Genomic DNA, 23297 nt, shown 5'->3' with positions numbered 1-23297 from the left:
CGCGTCAGCGCTTCTTGCCGAAATCCACCGTCACGACGTTGGACCCATCCTCGCTCGAAACATCGGGGCGGTCGTTGTCGGCCTCGTCGTGCGGCTCGGGCTCGGCGGCCTCGTCGTCGCTGACCTGGAACTGCAGCCCGAAATCGACCGAGGGGTCGACGAAAGCGGTGATCGCCGCATAGGGAATGACCAACGTCGAGGGCGTCTGGTTGAACGACAGGCCGACGCTGAAAAAATCCTCCTCGACCGTCAGGTCCCAGAAACGGTTCTGGAGCACGATCGTCATCTCGTCGGGGAATTTGGCGATCAGATGCGCGGGAATATCGACTCCCGGTGCCTGGGTCTTGAAGGTAATATAGAAATGATGCGCGCCGGGCAGGCTGTCGTGCCCTTCGAGCTGGCTCAGCACGCGGCCGACCACGGCGCGCAGCGCATCCTGCACGATTTCGTCGTAGGGAATCAGGCTATCGCGGACATCGTCACTCATGCGCGGGGGATGAACGCCGCGCGGGCGCCGGTCAAGAGGGGTCGCGAGGGGAGAATCGCCTTGCAACGCCAAGCGCAGCGACTAAGGCGTGCGCCATGCGAACCGCCACCGTCCAGCGCACGACCAAGGAAACGGATATCGCGATCGCCGTCAATCTCGACGGCACGGGCGATTATTCGGTGTCCACCGGCATCGGTTTCCTCGACCATATGGTCGAGCAATTGTCGCGCCACTCGCTGATCGACATCTCCATGACCGTGAAGGGCGATCTCCACATCGACCAGCATCACACAGTCGAGGATTCGGCACTCGCGCTGGGCGAAGCGGTGGCGAAGGCGCTCGGCGACAAGCGCGGCATCGCGCGTTACGGCGAAGCGCATGCGCCGATGGACGAGACGCTGACGCGCTGCGCGCTCGACATTTCGGGGCGGCCGTATTGCGTCTATAAATCGGGTTTCTCGCAGCCGCGGCTCGGCGAGATGGATACCGAGCTGTTCCCGCACTGGTTCGCGAGCTTCGCGCAGGCCGCGGGGATCACGCTGCACCTCGAAACCCTCTATGGCGAGAACAACCACCATATCGCCGAGAGCAGCTACAAGGCGCTTGCCCGCGCGCTGCGCCAGGCGGTCGAGATCGACCCGCGCAAGGGCGATGCGATTCCCAGCACGAAAGGCGTGCTATGATACCCCCCCTCCCGCAAGCGGGAGGGGCAGCGAGACTTGCGAACTTGTTCGCTAGTCGCAGCGGGGTGGGTATCCGCGACGTCGGATGCTCGCTACGCTCGCGCCCGCCCCTAACCCGTCCCGCAAGCGGGAGGGGAATGTGACCATCGCCCTGATCGACTATGGCGCGGGCAATCTTCGCTCGGTGCATAATGCGCTCGTCGCGGCGGGGGCCGAGCATGTCGCGGTCACCGCGGACCCCGATGTCGTGGGACAAGCTGACCGGATCGTGCTTCCCGGCGTCGGCGCCTTCGCGGCCTGCATGAACGGCCTCTCCGCGATTCCCGGCCTCATCGAGGCGATGGAACGGCGCGTGCGCCGCGAAGGCGCGCCCTTCCTCGGCATCTGCGTCGGGATGCAGCTTCTCGCCGACGCGGGCGAAGAGCATGGCCGGCACGCGGGGCTCGGCTGGATAGGTGGCACGGTGCGCGCGTTCGATCCGGCACCGGGGCTGCGCATCCCGCACATGGGCTGGAACGACGTGATCCCGAGTTTCGCGCATCCGGTGATCGCGGCGGGCGAGGCCTATTATCTTCACGGCTATCATTTTGCGGACGCGGTCGACGTCGCCGCGACGAGCAACCACGGCGCGCCGTTCACCGCCGCGGTCGCCCGGGACACGATCGTCGGCGTCCAATATCATCCCGAAAAAAGCCAGGCTTACGGCCTCGCGACCCTGGAAAGATTTCTCGCATGGCGCCCGTAGTTTCCGGCCTGACCATTTTCCCCGCGATCGACCTCAAGGGCGGGCAGGTGGTGCGGCTCGCCGAGGGCGATATGGCGCGCGCGACCGTCTATGGCGACGATCCGGCGGCGCAGGCGCGGCTGTTCGCGGGCGCGGGCGCCTCGCACCTCCATGTCGTCGATCTCGACGGCGCTTTCGCGGGGACAAGCGTCAACGGCGCGGCGGTCGAGTCGATCATCGCCGCCTTTCCGGGCAAGGTGCAGGTCGGCGGCGGTATCCGCGACCGCGCCGGGGTCGACCGCTGGCTCGCGCTCGGGGTCGAGCGGGTGATCATCGGTACCGCGGCGCTCAAGGACCCCGAGTTCGTCAAATCCGCCGCGCGCGATCTGCCCGGCCGGATCGTCGTCGGGGTCGATGCGAAGGGCGGCATGGTCGCGACCGAGGGCTGGGCCGACGTCTCCGACGTTCGCGTCGAGGATCTGGCGCGCCGCTTCGAGGATGCCGGCGTCGCGGCGCTGCTCTTCACCGACGTCGGGCGCGACGGGCTGCTCAAGGGTTGTAATGTCGAGGCGACGGTGGCGTTGGCGCAGGCGGTTGCTATCCCGATGATCGCGAGCGGCGGCGTCGCGGGAATCGCCGACATCCACGCGCTGCGCCCGCATGTCGCGGACGGCATCGAAGGCGTGATCACCGGGCGGGCGCTTTACGACGGCCGGCTCGATCTGGCCGAAGCGATTGCGGCGGGACGGTGATGAGGAACATTTGCCTGACCCGATTCCCCGAGCGAAGCCGAGGGGCTCGTTCGAGCGCAGCGAGAACCACTCGGTCGCAGCCTCGACTTCGCTCGGCAAAGCCCCTCGGCTTCGCTCGGGGAATCGACCAAATATCGGCGTCCCGGTTATGACCGTCCGCGTCCGCGTCATCCCCTGCCTCGACGTCGCCGACGGGCGCGTGGTCAAGGGCGTCAATTTCGTCGACCTGCGCGATGCGGGCGATCCGGTCGAGGCGGCGCGCGCCTATGACGCCGCGGGCGCCGACGAGCTTTGCTTCCTCGACATCGGCGCCAGCCATCAGGGGCGCGGCACCCTGCTCGACATGGTCGCCCGCACCGCCGAGGTCTGTTTCATGCCGCTCACCGTCGGCGGCGGGGTGCGCAGCGCCGAGGATGCGCGCGCGCTGCTGCTCGCGGGCGCCGACAAGGTCGCGGTGAACAGCGCCGCGGTCGCGCGGCCCGAACTCGTCGCCGACATCGCCGACCGCTTCGGCAGCCAGTGCGCGGTCGGCAGCATCGACGCGCGGCGGGTTGAAGACGGTAGGTGGGAAATCTTCACCCACGGCGGGCGCACCGCGACGGGGGTCGACGCGGTCGCCCATGCGGTGCGGCTCGCCGAACTCGGCGCGGGCGAGCTGCTGGTGACCAGCATGGACCGCGACGGCACGAAGGATGGCTACGATCTCGCGCTCACCCGCGCCATCGCCGATGCGGTGTCGGTGCCGGTGATCGCGAGCGGCGGGGTGGGCAACCTCGACCATCTCGTCGCCGGGGTGATCGAGGGCGGCGCCAGCGCGGTGCTGGCCGCGAGCATCTTCCATTTCGGCGAAGCGACGATCGCCGAAGCCCACGCGCGGCTGGCGGCGGCGGGATTGCCGGTCCGGTCGCATTAGGAAAAAACCTGTTCCCCCGCGAAGGCGGGGGTCCATCATCGGGCGGTGCAGGCTCGAACCGGCCGGAGATGGGTCCCCGCCTTCGCGGGGACACGCGGCTTTAATGCTGCGACCCCCATTAATTTCCCGCAGGGGTAGCCATCGGAAAAGGCGGCTGCAATAAAAGCCCATGACGCAGAAACTCCGCATCGCCGACCGCACCAACGACATCTTCCCGATCCTGGGCTTCGCCGCCGCGATGGCGAGTTTTGCCATGCCGCTCAATCCCTGGCTGGTCGCGATCGTCCTCGCGGGCTCGGTGATCGCGGCGGTTCACCATGCCGAGGTGATCGCGCACCGCGTCGGCGAGCCGTTCGGGACGTTGATCCTCGCGCTCGCGGTGACGGTGATCGAGGTCGGGCTGATCCTGACGCTGATGCAGGCCGAGCCTGAAAAGGCGCAGACGCTGGCGCGCGATACGGTGTTCGCGGCGGTGATGGTGATCCTCAACCTGCTGATGGGCCTCTGCCTGCTCAGCGGCGCGATCCGCCATCACGAGCAGCGGTTTCAGCGCACCGGCATCGGCGCCGCGCTCGCGACGCTGACCGTGCTCACGGTGGTGACGCTGGTGCTGCCCAATTTTACCTCGAGCGTGCCGGGACCCTTCTATTCGGCGAAGCAGCTCGGCTTCGTCGCCGCGGTGTCGCTGATCCTTTATGCGACCTTCGCGCTCGTCCAGACGGTGCGGCACCGCGACTATTTCCTGCCCGACGGAGATGCCGACGGCGACGGCCTGCCCGACGCCCACGCCGCGCCGCCGAGCGGCCAGCGGACCGCCATTTCGGGCGCGCTGCTGCTCGCCAGCCTGTTCGCGGTCGTGCTGCTCGCGAAGAACCTGTCTCCCGTCATCGGCGCGTTGCTCGCCGACTGGGGCGCGCCGCCCGCGGTGCTCGGCGTGCTGATCGCGGCGCTGATCCTCGCGCCCGAAGGGCTCGCGGCGGTGCGCGCGGCGAAGGGTGACCGGCTGCAGACGAGCCTGAACCTCGCGCTGGGTTCGGCGCTCGCGACGATCGGGCTCACCATTCCGGCGGTCGCGATATTGTCGATCGTCACCGACCTGCCGATCAGCCTCGGGCTCGACGCCAAGTCGGCGGTGCTGCTGTTCCTGTCGCTGATCGTCGCGTCGCAGACGCTCGCGAACGGCCGCACCACGGTGCTGCAGGGCGCGATCCACCTGATGCTGTTCGCGGTCTATCTGTTCACGACCTTCGTGCCTTGAGTGGTGTCGCAGGTGAGTTTTGCGAAGATTTCGCGCAAAGACGCACAGACACGAAGAGGCTTTTTTCCTCAATCGTTGCGTCATATCACGCGGCTCGATTGAAATAGGGGCCTGACGGCCCGAACCTCCCTCTTCGTGTCTTTGCGTCTTTGCGCGAAAAAAATTCACGCAACGCCCGCCCGCGCTCAGGTCTTCCGGACGAACACCGTGCCCGCGCTATACCCCGCGCCGAACGAGCAGATCAGCCCGGTGTCGCCCGCGACCATATCCGCATGGTTCAGGTGAAAGGCGATGATCGACCCCGCGCTCGACGTGTTGCCATAGGTGTCGAGCACGGTCGGGCTCTCGTCGGCGCTCGCCTCGTGCCCCAGCACGCGCTGCGCGATCAGCCGGTTCATGTTGGTGTTCGCCTGATGCAGCCACAGCCGGCGCATGTCGGCGCCTTCGAGCCCCAGCACCGCCATTTGCTCGACGATCATCGCCGCGACCATCGGCACGACTTCCTTGAACACCTTGCGGCCTTCCTGGACGAAGAGCTTGTCGCTCTTCGGGCCCGACTGGTCGATGCCGCCGTGGGCACGGTTCAGAAAGCCGAAATTGTTGCGGATATTGTTCGAAAAGACGGTCTTCAGCTTGGTGCCGAGAATGTCCCAATGGCCCTCAGGGGCAATGTCCTTCTGCTCGACCAGGATCGCGGTGGCGACGTCGCCGAAGATGAAATGGCTGTCGCGGTCGCGCCAGTTCAAATGCCCCGAACAGATTTCGGGGTTCACCACGAGCACGCTCTTTGCGTGGCCCGCGCGGATATAATCGGCGGCGGTCTGGATGCCGAAGGTCGCCGACGAGCAGGCGACGTTCATGTCGAAGCCGAAGCCGTCGATGCCGAGCGCGTCCTGAATCTCGACCGCCATCGCGGGATAGGGGCGCTGCATGTTCGACGCGGCGCACAGCACCGCATCGACATCGCCCGCGTCGCGCCCGGCGCGCGCGAGCGCATCCTTCGCCGCCGCGACTCCGATCTCGGCGAGGACCGACAGTTCGTCGTTGCCGCGTTCGGGCAGGCGCGGCGCCATGTGCGCGGGGTCGAGGATGCCCGCCTTGTCGACGACGTGGCGCGACCCGATGCCGCTCGCCTTCTCGATGAATTCGACGCTCGATTCGGTGAGCGCGGCGACCTCGCCCGCCGCGATGGCGGCGGCGTTCTCGCGGTTGTGGAGCGCGACATAGGCATTGAAGCTGGCGACCAGTTCGTCGTTGGTGATGCGTTCGGCGGGGGTGAAGAGACCGGTTGCGGAAATGACCGGCTGCGGTGCGTGCGGCATGGGTGTCCCTGCGTCTTTTGTTCTGAGATCTTGGTGATTAGGCCCGCTCGCGGCGCCGCGCAACGCCCGCAATCGGCCCGAACGCTTCGCGATATCGTGGTTAACCGGCCGCTAACCAATTTGGTGGCATATTGCCTCATGCAGGCCTCCGGGGGGATGGCTCCCCGGGCGCCGTGCGGGAGCATGACCATGGCGACGCGATCGGGACCGGCCGCTGGCGACCTGTCCATTTCGGAAATCAAGGAATTCGCGGGCTTTCCGGCGGCGACGCAGCGCTATATCCGCCGCTCGCTCGACATCGGGCTCGAACGCGACGATGCGATCGCGCGCTGGTCGCGCGACATGGTCGAGGAAACCGCGATCCGCGTCCAGGCGAAGGTTTATCAGCGCCTCGTCGATATCCGGGCGCATATTCCCGACGACAGCGGGCTCGACGCGCTCGAAAGCTTCATGGCGCCGCTCGTCGCGGTGTCGGCGTTCGACCTCGGGCAAGACCGATTGCCGGGTTTCGCTTCCTATCGCTTTCTCTACGAGCGGCTGCTCGGTGCCCACGCGCGGCCGTGGCTGCCCGGCGCCTTCTGCGCCGCCGCCTCGCTGCCGCATCTCCATCCCGACAAGCGCAAGACGTTGCTCCAGTCGATCAGCGAAGCCGCCGCGACCGCACCGGGCTGGTCGGCGCGCGAACCGAGCTTCTTCCCCGAATGGATCGACAAGATCGACGAGACCAGACCGGCGAATTGATCGGGAAGCCGCCTTATTTTCTTCGTCATCCCGGACTTGATCCGGGATCCATTCAAACCAGCGAAGAGCGAATGGACCCCGGATCAAGTCCGGGGTGACGAAACAGGAGGCGTGTCGTTTATATCACCGCCCGATACAGCCCGAAGGCGCTGGTCACGGTCAGCACCACGCCGACGAGCACCAGCATCAGCTTGGGCGAGAAGCGCTTCGCCATGAAGGCGCCGAGCGGCGCAGCGAGCACGCCGCCGATGAGCAGGCCCAAAGTCGCGCCGGCGACGTCGGCGAAACCGAGATTCCAGATGAAGGTCGCCGAAACCGCCAGCGTCAGGAAGAATTCGACGCTGTTCACCGTGCCGACGACCTTGCGCGGCTCGGCGCCCTGGACGAGCAGGTTCGATGTCACGACCGGCCCCCAGCCGCCGCCGCCCGCCGCGTCGAGGAAGCCGCCGATCAGGCCGAGCGGCGCGATCACCGTCGGCTTCTGGATCTTGGGCGGATAGAGGAGGCCGCGCACGAGCAGCCAGATGCCGATCGCGACCAGATAGGCGAGCACGAAGGGCTTCACCATATCGGCGTGGAGCGAGGTCAGCACATAGGCGCCGAGCACGCCGCCCACGACTCCCGGGATGAGCAGGCGAAAGAACAGCGGCCATTCGATGTTGCGGTGGAGCAGGTGGCTGATCCCCGAAACGCCGGTGGTGAACACCTCGACGACATGGATACGCGCCGAGGCGACCGCGGGCGGCACCCCGAGCACCGCGACGAGCAACGTGTTGCAGATCACCCCGAACGCCATGCCGAGCGCGCCGTCGACGAGCTGCGCGGCGAAACCGATCAGGATGAAGGGCAGCAAGGCCGCAATGTCGAAGGACGCGATTTCGGTCATGTCTTCATCCCAACTGTTTTAATTGAGAACGGGCTGCCGATTTTTTCGAAGATTCGCCAGCGCAATTTTTCTGCTGGCGACGAAGGGATTTGTTTCCGCGCCGAACCCACAGGATTTCACCCGGTCGCGTCGGTGATATTCTCGGGCAGATATTCGCGCACATAGTCGATGAAGGCGCGCAGCTTCGGCATCACCTGCTTGCGGCTGGGGTAATAGAGGAACAGACCGCTGGTCGCATCGGCATAGTCCGACAGCACCAGTTCGAGCTCCCCGGTCTCGACCATCTTCTTCGCCATCGGTTCGGCGAGCATTCCCATCGCGACCCCGGTGCGCATCGCGACCAGCGCGGCGATCCAGTCGTTGACGATGACCGGCCCCGAAACCGCGACCTCGATTTCGCGATTTCCGCTCGCGAAGGTCCAGGGCATCAGCGCGCCGGTCGCGAGGCGAAAGCGGATGCAGCGATGGTCCTTCAATTGCTCGGGGGTTTCGGGACGGCCGAAGCGGTCGAGATAGGCGGGCGACGCCGCCGCGACGAAGCGGAAGGGGCCGGTCAGGCGGATCGCGATGACATCGGCATCGAGCGATTCGCCCATCCGCACCCCGGCATCGAACCCCCCGGCGCTGAGGTCGGCGAGGGCATCCTCGGCATAGATTTCCAGCTCGATCTCGGGATAGGCATCGACGAAGCCCGCGATGATCGGCTCGAACATCGGCTGCACCGCGCCGCGCATCAGGTTGATGCGCAGCCGCCCCGCAGGCCGGTTGCCGAGGTTGCGCGCCGCCTCATAGGCGTCGGCGAGCCCGGCATAGGCGGGGGCGGCGCGTTCGAGAAACATCTCGCCCGCCTGCGTCAGCCCGACGCTGCGCGTGGTGCGCATGAACAAAGGCGCGCCGACGCGCGCCTCCAGCGCCTTCACCGTCTGGCTGATCGCCGACGGTGAGACGCCCAGGTCGGCGGCGGCGGCGGAAAAGCTCCGCCGCTCCGCGACGCGGAGGAAGGCTTCGATCCCGTCGAGCGCCCCATGGGGGATTGTTAAATCCTGCTTCAAGGCACTTGCAGATTATAGAGGATTATCTATGGGCGCAACCGCTCCTAAAAAGGTTGCACAACGAAACGAAAGGAACCTCTCCCATGTCCAATCAGCTCTCCTCTTTCCGCCGCTTCCCCTCCGCCTTCGCGATCGTCGCGGCTTCGGCGCTGGCCTTCACCGGCCTGATCGCCGCGACCTCGCCGGCCTATGCCCAGACGGGCAGCAACGACTATCGCTGCTCGGGCCTTGCCGAACAGGCCTATGTCGCCTCGAACGGCGTCGAAGGCACCAAGCAGGCCAATGCGAAGCGCTTCGTCGCCACCGGCAAGAAGCTTTGCGAAGCCGGTAACGAACGCGCCGCCGCCAAGCAGTTTCGCGCCGCGCTGAAGCTCGCCGGCGTCGCCGAAGTCGAAACCGACGCCAAGATGGCTTCGCGCTGATATTGGGCCAAGACACCTGACCCATCTCCGGTCCGCCCTCTCCCTCTCCCCGGCGGACCCCCAAACTGGGGCGGCACTCACGGCGAGGCCGCCCCATTTTATTGGGGCGCCGCTACGCCCGGTCGCGCAGGCCGAAACGGTCGCGCAGCCACCACAGGGGCAGGTGCGGACGCGCGAGCGCCTTGTCGATCGCATAGGGCCACCAGCCAGGGCCGAAGGGAATATAGAGACGAACCGGCACCCCGCGCCGCCGCGCCGCCGCCATCGTGCGCCGCCGCGGCAGCCCGCGCAATTGTTCGAGCTCGCACGGCGTCCCCGCCGCGATCAGCCGGTCGAGCGCGCGCGCGGCGAGCGCCGGATCGTGCGTCGCGACCGCCACGGGCGCGGCGCGCCCCGCGAGCCGCTCGATCAGCGCCAGATAGGCGGCGCCTTCGTCGTCCGGGTCGCCGTCGGGATCGGCCCATTCGCCTTTGACGATGCGCAGCCGCGTCGATGTGTCCCGCAGCCGGTCGGCATCGCCCAGGCTGCGCCGCCAGCGCGCGGGCAGAACGCAGCCGCTTTGCGGAAAATCGGCGAGCAATGCTTCGGTCGCCGCGATCGTCGCCTCGGCATCACCCGGCCCATGGGCGTCGAGCATCAGCACCGCGCCCGCGTTGGCGGCGGCTTCGGCGATCGCGCGCAGGCGGCCGGGAGCGAAGCCAAGCGGCGGCGCCTTGACCGAAAGGCTGGCACAGGCCCCCGCTTCGAGCAGCGCGCGATAGGATCGGACGATCGTGTCGGGCGTGTCGTGCTCGCCCTGAAAATAGCCGGCGGTCGTCGCGATTCCGCGCCGGCGCAGCCGCTCGCATAGCGCGGCCGCGTCGCCGGCGCCGGGGGCGGGCAGGCGAGCGCCCAGCGCACCGGGAAGCGCGTAGCGGCGCGCGCGCATCCAGGTCCAGAGCCGCGAAGACGTCATCGGTCGCGGGAGTGCAGGCGCTGCCACGCCCAGGCGACGCCGTCGGACGCGAAGGCGACCATCCCCAGCACGGTAAAGGGGTAAGTGCGCACGCGCACGCATTCGTGATGATCCTGCGTCCAGAACCGCGTGATCCACGCCTCGGTCTCGCCCAGCAGTTCAAAGCTTTCGAGCTGCTGTCCGGCGGCCCAGCGCAGCGCATGGAGCATCAGCAAGGTGCCCGGCGAACATTTGCCGAAACGGTCGTCGTGACCGATCTTGAACAGCCAATAGCGCCCCGACCAGCTCATTCCGAGCTGCATCGCGACCGCTTCGCCGTCGATGCGCAGGAACGAGAGGCGGAAATTTCCCTGCGTCGCCGCGGCGCGGAAAAAGCGGCGGAAGAAGGTTTCGCGCAGCCGGTCGACCGCGATCGCGCTTCCCGCCTCGCGCTTCCAGCTTCGCGCCTCGACGCCGATGGCTTCGTCGAAAAGCGCGTCGAATTCGGCAAGCGAGGGCGTCAGCGTCTCATAGGTCACCTGTCCCAACGCCGCGGCGCGTCGCGCCGCGCGCCGGAAATCGGACCGGCGGCCGGCGTTGAAGCGGTTTTCGGGGTCGCGCCAGCTTTCGTCGAGCCGGATCATCGGGCAGGGGGGAGCGGGCCGTACCGACAGCCAGCCGCGCCCCTTCATCACGGCGCGGAGAACGGGGAGCAGGTGCGAATCGGCGGGAATCCGGTCGAGCGAAAGCGGCCGGTCGAGGGTGCGGAACAGCGCCGTCAGCGCGGCCGCATCGCCCGCGCCTTCGCAAAGCAGGTCGCCGGGTTCGAACAATTCGCACGATCCCGCCATCCGCCAGCGCGCGTGCCATCCCGGTGCGCGGCAGATCGGCAGCAGCGCCGCGATCGTCGAATCCCGCAGCACGCAGAGCAGCCGGCGCCGCTGGCCGGTCAAAAGCGGTTCGAGCGCGGCCGCGAAGGCGTGCGTCTGGGTCGGCCAGCGCCCGCCGGCTTCGAGACGCTCCCATTCCGCCGCCAGCCAATCCGGATCGCCGGTCGCGGCGAGGTCGGCAGCGCGCGCAGGCAGGATCGGCGCCGATGGCGCGTCAGCAGCAGCGCCGGAATCGAGTCGCGCGTGATACAAGCCACACCCCCGGCCCGGCGCTTACGCCCCAAATGCTAATAATTCTTAGCGAAGCCCGGGGGCACCGCGCATTGCCGGGGGGCGAGGATGCATATGCGGGCCTGTCCGTCGGCGCACGGGTTCGATCCGATCCATGGGCCGGCCGCCTCGGCGCGATGAAGAGTGTTTCGATCGTCCCTGCCGTTCCTTGACCGTCAACGGACGGTGCCGCCGGGCCGTGCTTTTCCTTGGTGATGAACCCCATGCGGTCGGTCTGCAACCGTCCAAAACCTCCTCGGGGCGCGCCTCAAATTGGAACGCCGATCGGGCTTGAGCATTTTCTTCATCGAAGGAGAGAGTGGTCGATGGCTGCACGCGCCTATTGGAAGGGGCAGATCCGGCTTGCTCTGGTATCGATCCCGGTGGAAATCTATCCGGCGACCAAATCCGGCGCGGCGATCAGCTTTCGCCAGATCCACGAGCCGAGCGGCAAGCCGGTCAAATATGAAAAGGTCGTGCCTGGCATCGGGCCGATCGACACCGACGATATCGTCAAGGGCTATGAGATGGCGAAGGGCCAGTATGTCCTGCTCGACGAGGAAGAGATCGAGGCGGTCAAGCTTGAGAGCAAACGCACACTCGAACTGCTCCAGTTCGTCGACGCGGGCGACATCGACATCCTCTATTATACCAAGCCTTATTATGTCGTCCCGGCCGACGAACTGGCCGAAGAGGCCTATATCGTCCTGCGCGAGGCGCTGCGGCGCACGAAGAAGGTCGGGCTCGGCCAGCTTTCGGTGCGCGGACAGGAGCAGCTTGTCGCGCTTCGCCCGTGCGGCCGCGGGCTGGTGCTCGAAGTGCTGCGCTACGCCGACGAGGTGAACAAGGCCGCGAATTATTTCCGCGATGTCGGCGACGCCAAGCCCGACGCCGATTTGCTCGACCTTGCCGAGACGCTGATCGACAAGAAGAGCGGCCCGTTCGACGCGTCGGATTATCACAATCATTATATCGACGCGCTCAAGCGCGTGATCGCCAAGAAGGCCAAGGCGAAGGGCAAGCGCGTGCTGGAGGATGTCGAGGAGCCGGGGCCGGTGAAATCGGGATCGAACGTCATCGACCTGATGGCGGCGCTCAAGGCGTCGGTCGACGGCAAGAAAACCTCGGCAAGGAAGCCTGCGACCCGAAAGCGCGCCTGACATGGCGCGCGCCGATCCTCTGGCCCAATATAAGGCCAAGCGCGATTTCGCGTTGACCCCCGAACCCGCGGGGCAGGTCGAGAAGGGGGGTGGCAACCGCTTCATCGTCCAGAAGCACGACGCGACACGGCTCCATTATGACTTCCGCCTCGAGGTCGATGGCGTGCTCAAGAGCTGGGCGGTCACCAAGGGGCCGAGCGCCGACCCCGCCGACAAACGGCTCGCGGTGCGCACCGAGGATCATCCGATGAGCTATGCCGCATTCGAGGGGGTGATCCCCAAGGGCGAATATGGCGGCGGCACGGTGATGCTGTGGGACAGGGGGACATGGGCGCCGGTCGAAGGCAAGAGCGCGAAGGATATCGAAAAGGGGCACCTCCATTTCATCCTCGACGGCGAGCGGATGAAGGGTGAATGGCTGCTCGTCCGCATGAAGCCGCGTCCGGGCGAGAAACGCGAGAACTGGCTGCTTCGCAAGGTTGACGATGCCTTTGCGGGCGGCGCCGACGACCTCGTCGGGCGCCGGCTCACCAGCGTGCTGACGGGCCGCACCATGGCCGAAATCGCGGGCGACGCGGGCGGCGAGCAGTCGCTGAAGGGAGCCAAGGGCGCCGCCTTTACGAAGAAGATGGCCGCGGCCGCGGCGCACAGCCGCAAGGTCGCCAAGGCGAAACCGAAGGCGAAGCCGCCCAAATTCCGGCCGCTTCAACTCGCGACGCTCGTCGATGCGGTGCCCGCCGGAAACGGCTGGTTCCACGAAATCAAATATGACGGCTATCGCGCCGAGATCGCGGCAGCGGGATCGGACGTTCGCGTTTACACGCGCAACGGACTCGACTGGACCGACAAGTTCGCGCCGCTCGTCCGGCATATCGCGGCGCTCGACCTGCCGCCGTGCCTGATCGACGGCGAGATCGTCGCTTATGACAAGGACGGCAATCCCGATTTTTCGGCGCTGCAAGCGGTGCTGAAACGCGGGCGCGGCGCGCAGGACGAGGCGACGGCGCTGCATTTCTTCGCCTTCGACCTGCTCGAGGAAAACGGAAAATCGCTCGTCAAACTCGGCAATCTCGAACGCAAGGAGCGGCTCGAAGCGCTGCTTCGCGATGCCAGGGCGCCGGTCGCGGTCGCCGATCATGTCATCGGGGCCGGCGAGACGTTGTATTCCGCCATGTGCGGCGCTGGGCAGGAAGGCATCATCGCGAAGCGCGCCGACGCGCCCTACGTCGGCCGCCGCACGAAGAATTGGGTGAAGGTCAAATGCACGCGGCGGCAGGACTTCATTATCGTCGGCTGGAAACCCTCGTCGACCAGGTTGCGCCCGTTCGCCTCGCTGCTCCTCGCGCAGCGCGAAGGCGGCCGCCTGGTCTACAAGGGCAATGTCGGGACCGGTTTCGACACCGAAACCATGGTCGATCTTGCGAAGGCATTCGCCCGGCTCGAAGCCAAGGCCGCGCCGCTCGACGTCGATGCGGCGGCGGCGCGCAAGGTTCGCTGGCTGAAGCCCGAACTCGTCGCCGAAATCGCCTTCGCCGAATATACGGGCGGGGGTTCGGTTCGCCACGCCAGCTTTCTCGGCCTCAGAAGCGACAAGGAGGCGAAGGACGTGACTCCCGAAATCCGCCAGCCCGCGCCCGAACCGGCAAGCGACGTCGTCATCAGCAGCCGCGATCGCATCCTCTTTCCGGAGGCGAAGGCGACGAAGGGCGACCTTGCCGATTATTATGCGGCCGTCGCCCCGATCATGCTGCCGCACATGGCGCGGCGCCCGGTCAGCCTCGTCCGCTGCCCGCAGGGGCGTGCGAAGAAATGCTTTTTCCAGAAGCATGACTCGGGAAGCTTCGGCGAACATGTCCATCATGTGCCGATCCGCGAGAAGGACGGCGGGCATGAGGATTATCTCTATGTCGAGGACGCCGACGGCATCCTCGCCTGCGTCCAGATGGGGACGATCGAGTTCCACGGCTGGGACAGCCATATCGATACGCTCGAGCGGCCCGACCGCATGGTGTTCGACCTCGACCCGGACGTCGGGCTGGATTTCGCCGACGTGAAGAAAGCCGCGCTCGATATTCGCCGCCAGCTCGCCGATATCGGGCTCGTCAGCTTCGCGATGCTGTCGGGCGGCAAGGGGGTGCATGTCGTCGTCCCGCTCGATCCCGGCCATGGCTGGGACGCGCACAAGGATTTCGCGAAGCGCTTCGCCGAGGCGCTGAGCCTGACCGAACCCGACCGCTTCGTCGCGACGATGAGCAAGGCGAAGCGCAAGGGCAAGATCTTCATCGACTGGCTGCGCAATCAGCGCGGCAGCACCGCGATCATGCCCTATTCGGCGCGCGCGCGGGACAATGCGCCGGTCGCGGTGCCGGTCGGCTGGGAGGAACTGGGCGATATCGAAAAGGCGGGCGCCTGGACGATCAAGGATGCTGCCGACCTGCTGGAGCGCGCTGCCGGCGCGGAGCTGAAGGGATGGGGCTTCGCCTCGCAGCAGTTGCCTGATGCGTAGGGCATGATCAAGAGGCGGGCGGCCGACATAACCTAGGTTGATGTTGTAGCAAAAATCCGCCGTTTCGCCGCAGGGCGGTGGAACTCACCGGCGCGCGAAGGGTCGATTGGTTGGCTGCCTGCGCAAGCGGCGGGGCCATCAGGAAGGGGCGATAATCGACTGGGGGCAAGGAAATAGAGGCCCAGTATGAAATATGATCTCGAAGACCGGTTTGTCGTCCCCGACGAGGACAGCGGTATCGCATCCGCCGTCGCGCGCGACGCTGCCGTCCGGCACATGCACATCGCGCTCGTCGGCTGCTTTCGGCCGCGCCAATGCGGCATCGCGACCTATACCGCCGATATCTTCGATCATCTGGCGCGCGCCCATCCCGAAATCGGCGTCGATGTCTATGCGATGCGTGCGGATGCGGAGCAGGCAAGCGACGATGCCGTCGCGGCCACTATCGAGGCGGGTGATCGCGCCTCCTATCGCCGGGCAGCGGACGCGATCAATGCGAGCGGGGTCGACGCCGTGTGGCTTCAGCACGAGTTCGGAATTTTCGGCGGCGCCGCGGGCGGCATGGTGCTCGATCTCATCGACCGGATCGCCGCGCCGCTGATCGTGACGCTGCACACCGTGCTGACCGAACCGACGGCGGATCAGCGGCGCGTGATGGAGCATATCGCCGCGCGCGCGTCGCGGCTGATCGTGATGAGCGACTTCGCCCGCCGGACGCTTGTCGACGCCTATGGCGCCCCGCCCGGGTCGGTCGCGCTGATCGAGCATGGCACGCCCGACCGTCCGTTCGTCCGGCGTCCGCCGCTTCGCGCGGCGCTCGGCATCGGCGACCGGCCGGTGCTGTCGACCTTCGGGCTGCTCGGGCCGGGCAAGGGCCTGGAAACCGCGATCCGCGCGCTGCCGGCCATCGCCGCCGTGCATCCCGATATCCTCTATCGCATCGTCGGGGCGACGCATCCCAACCTGATCGCCGCCGAAGGCGAAGCCTATCGCCAAAGCCTCGAAGCACTGGCCGAAAGCCTGGGCGTCGCCGCGAATATCGCGTGGGAGAACCGCTTCCTCGATACCGGCGAACTGCTGGGCCAGATCGAGCTTTGCGACATCTATCTCGCGCCCTATCCCAATCTGGCGCAGGTGACGTCGGGGACGCTCGCCTATGCCGTGGCGCTCGGCCGGGCGGTCGTATCGACGCCCTTCGTCCATGCGCGCGAGCTGCTGGCGGACGACGTCGGCATTCTGGTTCCCGAACAGGACAGCGGCGCGATCGCGGCGGCGGTGCTCGATCTGCTGGCATCGCCGGCCGCGATGCACGCCCTACAGGCGCGCGCCTATCGGCGCGGGCGCCGGACGGCCTGGCCGAACATCGTCCGCCAGAGCGCGGCGCTCGTCGCCGAAGTGGTGCCGCCCGCGCCCGATCCTCGCAAGGCAACAAGGACCGAGCCGTCGCTGGCGGGCGTCTGGGCGCTGTGCGACGACGTGGGGATGCTCCAGCACGGTTGCGGCATCGTCCCCGACCGCAATCACGGCTATTGCCTCGACGACAATGCGCGGGCGCTGATGCTCTTCGGCAGCCTGCCCGCCGATCTGGCGCGCGATGCGCAATTGCTCCGCTTCGCGGGCTTTATCCAGCACGCCTGGAATGCGGACATCGGCGCCTTTCGCAATTTCATGAGCTACGACCGGCGCTGGCTCGAGGATCGCGGCTCGGACGACAGCAACGGGCGCGCGGTCTGGGCGCTCGGCCATTGTGCCGCGCACGCGCGCTCGAACGAGCTTTCGGCCTGGGCGCGGCGCTGGTTCGATCGCGCCGCGCGGCCATTCGGCGATGGGACATCTCCGCGCGCGCTTGCTTTCGCGATGCTCGGCGCTGACGAACTGCTCCTGCGTTTCCCGTCCGACGAGCGCGCGCGGTCGCTGCTCGAACGCGGCGCCGCGACGCTCCAGACGCTGTGGGACGGAACGGGAACGGCCGAATGGCCGTGGCTTGAGCCGACGCTTGCCTATGACAATGCGCGGCTGCCCGAGGCGCTGATCCGCGCCGGTTACGCGCTGGGGTGCGACGAATGGGAGCGGACGGGGCTGCGCGCGCTCGAATGGCTTTGCGACCGGCAGACCGCGACCGGCGGTCATTTTCGCCCGGTGGGGTCGAACGGTTTCGGCCTTGCCGGCGACAGCCTGCCGTTCGACCAGCAGCCGCTCGAAGCCTGGGCGACGATCGCGGCGTGCGGCGCGGCGCATCGTTCGACGGGCGCGGACATGTGGCGGCGCCATGCCGAGACGGCCTGGCGCTGGTTCTTCGGCGATAATGATCGCGGCTTGTCTCTTGCCGACCCGGCGACCGGGCGATGCTGCGACGGATTGACCCCGCGGGGCGTCAACACGAACGTCGGGGCGGAGTCGGTTCTGGCATTTCATCTTGCCTATCGTGCGATGGCCACCCTATTCTGGGCCGGGGGCGCCAGAGAGGATCGCACGGCCGTCCATGCTCAATTGCCGACCTGACCAATCGCCGCTGCGGATTCTGGGCGAGAAGCTGAGCGCCGATCCGTCGCGGGTCGTGCTGCGGCCGTTTCACCTCGCCTGGCAGGCGAGCGTGTCGGAACCGTCGCGCGCCGCGCAGCTCGTCGACGACATATTGCGGCTCGACACCGATCAGGCCGGGTTGGAACTCGATCTGGTCTGGAAGGATTTTTCGGAGCGGCACTGGCAGATCGGCCGCATCTTCGACGAGCGCTTCGCCGAGATCGCCGAGGATTTGCGGCTGGACGCGGGGGCGGTGCCGCCGGTCAAGCGCCGGCTGATCGGCGCCTATTTCTGCCACGAATACAGCTATGCCGCGGCGGCGCTGATGAACCCCAGCATCGTGCCGCATCCCGACCAGAGCGGGCTCGGCCCGCAGCAGCAGCGCTTCGTCATGTCGATGCGCGCGGTCGGCGAGGGGCATATCAGTTCGGTCGCCTTTCGCGAGGGCATCGTCGGCCCCGACGGCGATTTCAGCCTGTGGCCGCAATCGGGCCCGGCGATGGCGGCGGTCGCCGACGACCGGCACCATATCGAACCCTATGACGCGGTGACGGTGCACCGTCAGCCCGACAGCCCGATCTCGAACAGCGTGCTCTTTCCGGTCACGGAGGCGCAGCGGGGCGGGCTGGAGGATCTGCGGCTCGTGCAATTCACGCACGACGACGGCCGCAAGGAATATCTTGGCACCTACACCGCCTATTCGGGGCATTCGATCCGCTCCGAATTGCTGCGGACGAGCGATTTCGCGAGCTTCTGCCTCGAACCGCTCGCGGGCCGTGCCGCGCGCAACAAGGGGATGGCGCTGTTTCCGCGCAGGATCGGCGGCCGCTTCCTGATGATCGGGCGGCAGGACGGGAAGAATATCACCCTCCTGTCGTCCGAAAGCCTGTCCGACTGGGATGACGAGGGCCAACCGCTACTCAGCCCCGCCTTCCCATGGGAGTTCGTCCAGATGGGCAATTGCGGCAGCCCGATCGAATGCGACGAGGGGTGGATAATGCTGACGCACGGCGTCGGCGCGATGCGCAAATACAGCCTCGGCGCGGCCTTGCTCGACAGGGACGATCCGTCGCGCGTCCTGGGCCGGACATCCTGCCCGATCCTGGCCGCCGCCGAGAGCGATCGCGAAGGCTATGTTCCGAACGTCGTCTATACCTGCGGCGCGATGAAAATCGGGGAGGAGCTTTTCATCCCCTATGGCATCTCCGACAGCGCGATCGGATTCGCCACCACGACCGTGCCCGATCTGCTTCGCCTGATGGTCTGACCAGTCGCGTCAATAGGCCGGCGGATCGCTGGCGGGGAAGGATTCGTCGACGGCCTGATCGACGCGCTCCCAGGGCCGCTTTACATCGTCGCGCATCGCGTCGGGGCCCGCTGACCGGGTCTGGTCGAAGTTTTCGGGGTGGGTTTCGCCATCGGCGAAGGCCGCCGAATGATTTTCGGATTTCGATGTCCGGGAGGGGCGCCGCACAAACCAGAAGAGTGCGCCCAAGGTCATCAGGCCGAGTATTTTTCCTGTCGCCGAGCTTTGCATCGTCCTTCTCCTTGTTTCAGGGCAACGGACGGCGATGGCCGGGGTTGCGCAAGCGGGCGGCGCCCGCCGGCTTTTTTGCGGCCGATCTTATCGCAGGTTAACCCGGCGGTCCGGACGCCGGCGGCCAAGGGGCTCCATCGCTGCGGTGCGCGTGTCTCTGACCGGCGCGAGGGCTTAACCTATGTTGCGCAGGCGCCAATTTCGCCGGGGCCGGACATGATAGGCCGGAACTTTGCAGGGATGCTGCCGTTGGCCTGTCGGGTGGGCGTCTTTGGGAGAAGTCCGATGAAGCAATTCACCCTGATCGCAGTCGCCGCGATGCTGAGCGCCTGTGGCAGCGGCGACAAGGAGGCTCCGGCGTCCGATACCGCCCAGCAGTCCACCGAAGCGGCGAACGACATGGCGGTGCCCGTTGTTACGCCCGCGACGCCGACCGACGCCGCGGGCTATATCGCCAAGGCAGGCGCGGGGGATTTGTGGGAAATCCAGTCCTCGCAGGCGTTGCTCGGCAAATCGGCGCGCGACGATGTGAAGGCCTTCGCGCGGATGATGATCGACAATCACGGCAAATCGACCGCGAAAGTGAAGGCCGCGGCCGCCGCCGCGTCGATCAAGGTTCCGCCCCCTGCGCTCGATGCCGACCAGCAGCGGGCGCTCGACGAAATCAAGAACGCCAGCGCCGCCGACGTCGATGCCGTCTATCTCCGGAACCAGAGGACGGCGCACGATGCCGCGCTCGCCCTGCACCGCACCTATGCGACCAGCGGCGATACCGACAGCCTCAAGAAGGCGGCGGGCGAGATCGTTCCGGTGGTCGAGAAGCATATCGCCGAACTGGAAAAGCTCACCGCACCGGCGGGAACGAATAATGCCCGGTGATGCCACGCCGCACGGCCTGCTGAAACCCGAGAGGGTCGAGGATCGCGGCAATGGCCCCGAACGCGGCGCCGAGGCGCCCGTCGGCGGAAGCCCCTAGCCGCGTTTCGCCCCCACCCCTTGATCGCTTGGCGAGATGCGCCCATATCGGGTGTATCGTCAACAAGCGAAAGGAGGTGGTCGGATGTCTCATTGTCTCATGCCGCGTGCGGCAGATCATGCGGGCATGGCCTCCATCGCGGGGGCCTCGCTCGGCTGAGCCGTCCCGCGACAGCCAGGACAATGGAAGGGCCGCCCGAAAAGGTGGCCCTTCGCATTTCGGCCGATGGAATTCGGCCGCATCGATAAGGCTTCCATCGCGTTGACCGAGAATGCACGTCAGGAGGCGCCGGCGTTCCCGGTGGCTGGCGCGGCCTTGCCTGTTGGCGTCTGCATGGCTCGCCCGAGATCTATCAGTCCTCCTACGACGCGAGCCGGGCCGAGCGCCCGGGCTCCCAATCGCCCGAAGCCGCAAAATCCGGGATTCTTGATACAGGTTAAGACGAAGCCGCCGTTCCATGCTATCATGGCTGCGACCACTGCGGTTTCGCCCCCAGATCGGCTTTTCGTGGTACCGGCATTGTCCCGCAGTACCTCCGTTGCATACGGCTGCCGATCGAATGATACCGAGAGCCAGGTAGCGCTTGCTCCCGAAAGAAGGAGCATTTCCATGAGAAGATTCCATTTGATCTTGCTCGACGATGCGTCGAGCGAGCCCCGGCGCATCGACTTTCATGCCGAAAGCCCCGACCATGCGTTCCAGGTTGCGCGAAACGAGACCGACGGCACCCATGTGGAGCTTTGGGACGGCGCGACATTGCTCGCCCGCATGACCAAGTCTGCCGCCAATATGTGGAAACTGCTGCCCAGTGAACACCCGGCGGCGGCGCTTTCGAATATCTCCCTCCATCCTCAGGACGGCCATGCCGAGGCGAGCGGCATTCGCGCGCAACCCCGTCCGGTCCAGCGAGTCGAAGGGGGGGCTGGATAAACGGAGGTTGCCATGGCGGAGGGCGCGTTCGATCGAGCGGCGACATCGCCGGTGGAGCGTATCGCGCGGGCCCTCGCGGCGCACGCGCTGAGCCGGAACGCCGATGGCGATCTGGCATCGGCGGCCGCCGACAGCGGTCGCCGCTAGGCTTGTTCGCTTTCCCACCGCGGGTCGAGCGCGGTGATCACGATCGCGAATGTCAGGCTTCCCGCTTCGCCGACGACGTTGATCCGCAGACCATGTTCATTCTGCACGATATCGGGATTGTCCTGAAGCAGGCCTCCGCCGAAGCGCGCGGCCTCGCGCCGCGCGGCGGCGGCGTCGGCCAGATCGACGCCGACATCGTCATATTCGCGCGTCCCGTCGCTCGTGTGAAAGAAATAGCGCGCCATCATCCGTCTCCAATGACCTGACCCCTCAGCCGTCGTGATTGTTCCGGTGAAGATAAGTATCTGAAAAATTCGCCAGAGCGCGCAGGGCGACGATATTGCCGATGCGGACACCACGACCATGGCGCGCCACCGCGCCGCGCCGCTCGAGTTCCTTGAGCGTGCGGTTGATATGAACGGGCGTCAGACCCAGAAGGTCGGCCAGCTGCTCCTGCGTCATCGGCACGTCGCGAAGATCGAGCCCCTCGGCGTGCGTGTCGAGCAGGCGGTAATGCATTTCGCAGAGAAGATGCGCGAGCCGGGCAAGCGCATTGCGCCGCCCGAGGTTGAGCAGCCATTCGCGGCCGATCGACGCCTCGATCAATATGTCGACGATGACCGCGCGCGCGATGGCCGGACGCGAACGCACGAGCTTTTCGAAGTCCGAAAGCGCGACGATGATCAGGTCGACGGGGGTAAGCGCCTGAAGATTATGGTCGATGGTGCGGACGTACATCGACTGGAAATCGAGCGCATCGCCCGGAATCTTGAGTGCGACGATTTGCCGGCCGCCCTCTTCGGTCGCTTTCTGCCGATAGGCGAAGCCGGACAGGAGGATCGGGCAGGCGTCGGACTGGTCGCCTTCGCGCAGGATATAGTCATTGGCGTCGAAGCGCCGTCTGCTGTGCGGCAAGGCGGCGATCGCCGCCTGATCGTCGGTGGACAGCAGGCTGTGGCTGAGGAGCTTGCGCAGAAAGAGGTCCAGTGTCCCGACCATGGGTCTTGGTTGCATGATCTGCTTCCTGTCGTCGCGCGCGGTGGAAATTGCGGCGCTTGGCCATGGGCATCGCGAAAGGCATCGAGCCTCACGGTGCCGAAACGGCTCCCATTATCCCAACGAAACACCTCCCCGAGGGTTGCCGCCATCCTCTGCTTTCTTCCCTTCCGCATCCGGGATTGGATCGGCGATGCGTCCGGATTCGCATGGTGAAGCGAGCGGGCAAGTCGACGCAAAGTCTGATGTGGGTCCATGCGCGGCAACTCCGGGTCGCTTAACCAGCGATCTCGCGGCCTGTCCCTATTTACGCCGCCAGCGGAAATACCAGACCTCGTGTCCCTGCGCGCGCGCCTTGGCTTCATAGCGGGTTTCGGGCCAGCCGCCGGGGCGGACGAGGAAATCCTTTGATTCCTGCGCCAGCCATTCGAACTGGTGACGATGGCGCCGCATCACCATCAGCGCGTGCGCAAGATAGACGGGATGGTCGGTCCCGAAGCGGAACTCGCCGCCGGGCTTCAGCTTCGCGGCGATCAGGTCGAGCGGCCCGTCGTTCATCATCCGCCGCTTCGCGTGGCGGGCTTTGGGCCAGGGGTCGGGGTGGAGCAGATAAACGAAGCTCAGCGCGCCATCGGTTATGCGGCGCAGCACCTCGAGCGCGTCGCCGTGGCGGATACGGACATTGGCGAGCGGCAGGCGCGCGCCGCCCCCGTCCGCGCGATGCTTGTCCGCGAGATGCGGGTCGCCCGAGACGTGGACGAGCGCCTGGGCGACGCCGTTGACGAAGGGTTCGGCGCCGATGAAGCCATGATCGGGCAGCATGTCGGCGCGCGCCGCCATATGCTCGCCGCCGCCGAAACCGATTTCGAAATGCAGCGGGCGGTCATATCCGAACAACAATTCGGCGGTCACCGGCCCCTCGGCCGGAACCGCGATCTGCGGCAACAGATTGTCGACCAGATCCTGCTGGCCCGCGCGCAGGGGTTTGCCCTTGGCGCGGCCATAGAGGCGGTTGAGGGTGGTCGGATCGCCCGATTTATAAGCCGTCATGGCGCGCCCTATATCATATCGTCGCCCCCGCGCAGGCGGGGGCCGCTGTCGGTTTACGCAGCGCTGAAGGGACAGGCGTACCGCGGCCCCCGCCGGCGCGGGGGCGACGGTTTTTTTTAGGGCGATAGCCGCCGTAAG

At 66.6% G+C, this 23297-nt stretch carries 24 protein-coding genes; 14 read left to right on the top strand and 10 right to left on the bottom strand.

The window, feature by feature from the left end:
* Positions 1-4 precede the first annotated feature (4 nt).
* Positions 5-487, bottom strand: coding sequence for an SspB family protein (locus OJI97_RS13010; protein WP_297664102.1), 483 nt, complete (start codon positions 485-487; stop codon positions 5-7).
* Between the two features lie 95 nt (positions 488-582).
* Here OJI97_RS13010 and hisB point away from each other — a divergent pair, with 95 nt between their 5' ends.
* The 5 genes from hisB (at position 583) to OJI97_RS12985 (ending at position 4817) form a co-directional block, all read left to right on the top strand.
* Positions 583-1170: an imidazoleglycerol-phosphate dehydratase HisB gene (gene hisB, locus OJI97_RS13005; protein WP_297664101.1), complete on the top strand. Its 588-nt coding sequence runs from the start codon at positions 583-585 to the stop codon at positions 1168-1170.
* Between the two features lie 139 nt (positions 1171-1309).
* Positions 1310-1915: an imidazole glycerol phosphate synthase subunit HisH gene (gene hisH, locus OJI97_RS13000; protein ID WP_297664100.1), complete on the top strand. Its 606-nt coding sequence runs from the start codon at positions 1310-1312 to the stop codon at positions 1913-1915.
* Entirely contained in the window at positions 1903-2646 is a 744-nt protein-coding gene (gene hisA / locus OJI97_RS12995; protein WP_297664099.1) for a 1-(5-phosphoribosyl)-5-[(5-phosphoribosylamino)methylideneamino]imidazole-4-carboxamide isomerase, read from the top strand. The genes hisH and hisA overlap by 13 nt, the downstream gene beginning before the upstream one ends.
* Positions 2647-2794: 148 nt before the next feature.
* Entirely contained in the window at positions 2795-3559 is a 765-nt protein-coding gene (gene hisF, locus OJI97_RS12990; protein WP_297664097.1) for an imidazole glycerol phosphate synthase subunit HisF, read from the top strand.
* A 169-nt stretch (positions 3560-3728) separates the two neighbouring features.
* A complete protein-coding gene (locus OJI97_RS12985; RefSeq protein ID WP_297664095.1) occupies positions 3729-4817 on the top strand; it encodes an ionic transporter y4hA in 1089 nt (362 codons plus the stop codon).
* Between the two features lie 185 nt (positions 4818-5002).
* Here the strand turns inward: OJI97_RS12985 and OJI97_RS12980 are convergent, their stop codons facing one another.
* Entirely contained in the window at positions 5003-6139 is a 1137-nt protein-coding gene (locus OJI97_RS12980) for a beta-ketoacyl-ACP synthase III (protein WP_297664094.1), read from the bottom strand.
* Between the two features lie 189 nt (positions 6140-6328).
* Between OJI97_RS12980 and OJI97_RS12975 the strand changes: the two genes are divergently transcribed.
* Complete coding sequence (locus OJI97_RS12975) at positions 6329-6880, top strand: hypothetical protein (protein WP_297664093.1); 552 nt, start codon at positions 6329-6331, stop codon at positions 6878-6880.
* A gap of 118 nt (positions 6881-6998) precedes the next feature.
* Here OJI97_RS12975 and OJI97_RS12970 read toward each other — a convergent pair whose 3' ends face one another.
* Complete coding sequence (locus tag OJI97_RS12970) at positions 6999-7766, bottom strand: sulfite exporter TauE/SafE family protein (RefSeq protein WP_297664092.1); 768 nt, start codon at positions 7764-7766, stop codon at positions 6999-7001.
* Between the two features lie 116 nt (positions 7767-7882).
* A complete protein-coding gene (locus OJI97_RS12965; RefSeq protein WP_297664090.1) occupies positions 7883-8818 on the bottom strand; it encodes a LysR family transcriptional regulator in 936 nt (311 codons plus the stop codon).
* An 83-nt stretch (positions 8819-8901) separates the two neighbouring features.
* Here OJI97_RS12965 and OJI97_RS12960 point away from each other — a divergent pair, with 83 nt between their 5' ends.
* The gene (locus tag OJI97_RS12960; protein WP_297664088.1) at positions 8902-9240 is read left to right on the top strand and encodes a hypothetical protein; all 339 of its coding nucleotides are present in this window, start codon (positions 8902-8904) and stop codon (positions 9238-9240) included.
* A gap of 112 nt (positions 9241-9352) precedes the next feature.
* Here the strand turns inward: OJI97_RS12960 and OJI97_RS12955 are convergent, their stop codons facing one another.
* Together OJI97_RS12955 and OJI97_RS12950 are read right to left on the bottom strand one after the other, a co-directional pair.
* Positions 9353-10195: a proline dehydrogenase gene (locus OJI97_RS12955; RefSeq protein ID WP_297664087.1), complete on the bottom strand. Its 843-nt coding sequence runs from the start codon at positions 10193-10195 to the stop codon at positions 9353-9355.
* Positions 10192-11316, bottom strand: a complete 1125-nt coding sequence (locus OJI97_RS12950) for a GNAT family N-acetyltransferase (RefSeq protein WP_297664086.1) — start codon at positions 11314-11316, stop codon at positions 10192-10194. The genes OJI97_RS12955 and OJI97_RS12950 overlap by 4 nt, the downstream gene beginning before the upstream one ends.
* A gap of 344 nt (positions 11317-11660) precedes the next feature.
* Between OJI97_RS12950 and OJI97_RS12945 the strand changes: the two genes are divergently transcribed.
* The 4 genes from OJI97_RS12945 to OJI97_RS12930 all read left to right on the top strand — a co-directional run bounded on the left by OJI97_RS12945 (position 11661) and on the right by OJI97_RS12930 (position 18790).
* On the top strand, positions 11661-12494 hold the full coding sequence (locus tag OJI97_RS12945) for a Ku protein (RefSeq protein WP_297664084.1): 834 nt from the start codon (positions 11661-11663) through the stop codon (positions 12492-12494).
* 1 nt (position 12495) lies between these two features.
* The gene (gene ligD, locus OJI97_RS12940) at positions 12496-15000 is read left to right on the top strand and encodes a DNA ligase D (protein ID WP_297664083.1); all 2505 of its coding nucleotides are present in this window, start codon (positions 12496-12498) and stop codon (positions 14998-15000) included.
* Between the two features lie 186 nt (positions 15001-15186).
* The gene (locus OJI97_RS12935) at positions 15187-17502 is read left to right on the top strand and encodes a glycosyltransferase family 4 protein (protein ID WP_297664081.1); all 2316 of its coding nucleotides are present in this window, start codon (positions 15187-15189) and stop codon (positions 17500-17502) included.
* The gene (locus OJI97_RS12930; RefSeq protein ID WP_297664080.1) at positions 17483-18790 is read left to right on the top strand and encodes a glycoside hydrolase family 130 protein; all 1308 of its coding nucleotides are present in this window, start codon (positions 17483-17485) and stop codon (positions 18788-18790) included. Before OJI97_RS12935 ends, OJI97_RS12930 begins: the two co-directional genes overlap by 20 nt.
* Positions 18791-18799: 9 nt before the next feature.
* Here OJI97_RS12930 and OJI97_RS12925 read toward each other — a convergent pair whose 3' ends face one another.
* The gene (locus tag OJI97_RS12925; RefSeq protein WP_297664078.1) at positions 18800-19060 is read right to left on the bottom strand and encodes a hypothetical protein; all 261 of its coding nucleotides are present in this window, start codon (positions 19058-19060) and stop codon (positions 18800-18802) included.
* A gap of 285 nt (positions 19061-19345) precedes the next feature.
* Between OJI97_RS12925 and OJI97_RS12920 the strand changes: the two genes are divergently transcribed.
* The 3 genes from OJI97_RS12920 to OJI97_RS12910 all read left to right on the top strand — a co-directional run bounded on the left by OJI97_RS12920 (position 19346) and on the right by OJI97_RS12910 (position 21113).
* Positions 19346-19939, top strand: a complete 594-nt coding sequence (locus OJI97_RS12920) for a DUF4142 domain-containing protein (RefSeq protein WP_297664076.1) — start codon at positions 19346-19348, stop codon at positions 19937-19939.
* A 727-nt stretch (positions 19940-20666) separates the two neighbouring features.
* Positions 20667-20966 carry a hypothetical protein gene (locus OJI97_RS12915; RefSeq protein ID WP_297664074.1) on the top strand — a complete coding sequence of 100 codons (300 nt, stop codon included), beginning with the start codon at positions 20667-20669 and terminating at the stop codon, positions 20964-20966.
* Positions 20967-20978: 12 nt separating this feature from the next.
* Positions 20979-21113 (top strand): hypothetical protein, encoded by a 135-nt coding sequence (locus tag OJI97_RS12910; protein WP_297664072.1) that lies wholly within the window; start codon positions 20979-20981, stop codon positions 21111-21113.
* Here the strand turns inward: OJI97_RS12910 and OJI97_RS12905 are convergent.
* From OJI97_RS12905 to OJI97_RS12895, 3 genes are all read right to left on the bottom strand, one after another.
* Entirely contained in the window at positions 21110-21358 is a 249-nt protein-coding gene (locus OJI97_RS12905; RefSeq protein WP_297664071.1) for a hypothetical protein, read from the bottom strand. The genes OJI97_RS12910 and OJI97_RS12905 overlap by 4 nt on opposite strands.
* A gap of 25 nt (positions 21359-21383) precedes the next feature.
* Positions 21384-22112, bottom strand: a complete 729-nt coding sequence (locus OJI97_RS12900) for a Crp/Fnr family transcriptional regulator (RefSeq protein WP_297664069.1) — start codon at positions 22110-22112, stop codon at positions 21384-21386.
* 300 nt (positions 22113-22412) lie between these two features.
* Positions 22413-23159 (bottom strand): tRNA (guanosine(46)-N(7))-methyltransferase TrmB, encoded by a 747-nt coding sequence (locus OJI97_RS12895; RefSeq protein ID WP_297664066.1) that lies wholly within the window; start codon positions 23157-23159, stop codon positions 22413-22415.
* Positions 23160-23297 lie beyond the last annotated feature (138 nt).

This window comes from Sphingopyxis sp. (genome assembly GCF_025869345.1).
Classification (GTDB): Bacteria; Pseudomonadota; Alphaproteobacteria; order Sphingomonadales; family Sphingomonadaceae; genus Sphingopyxis.
Note: the sequence above shows the minus strand (reverse complement) of the source record. Positions and strands in the feature narration are given on the sequence as shown.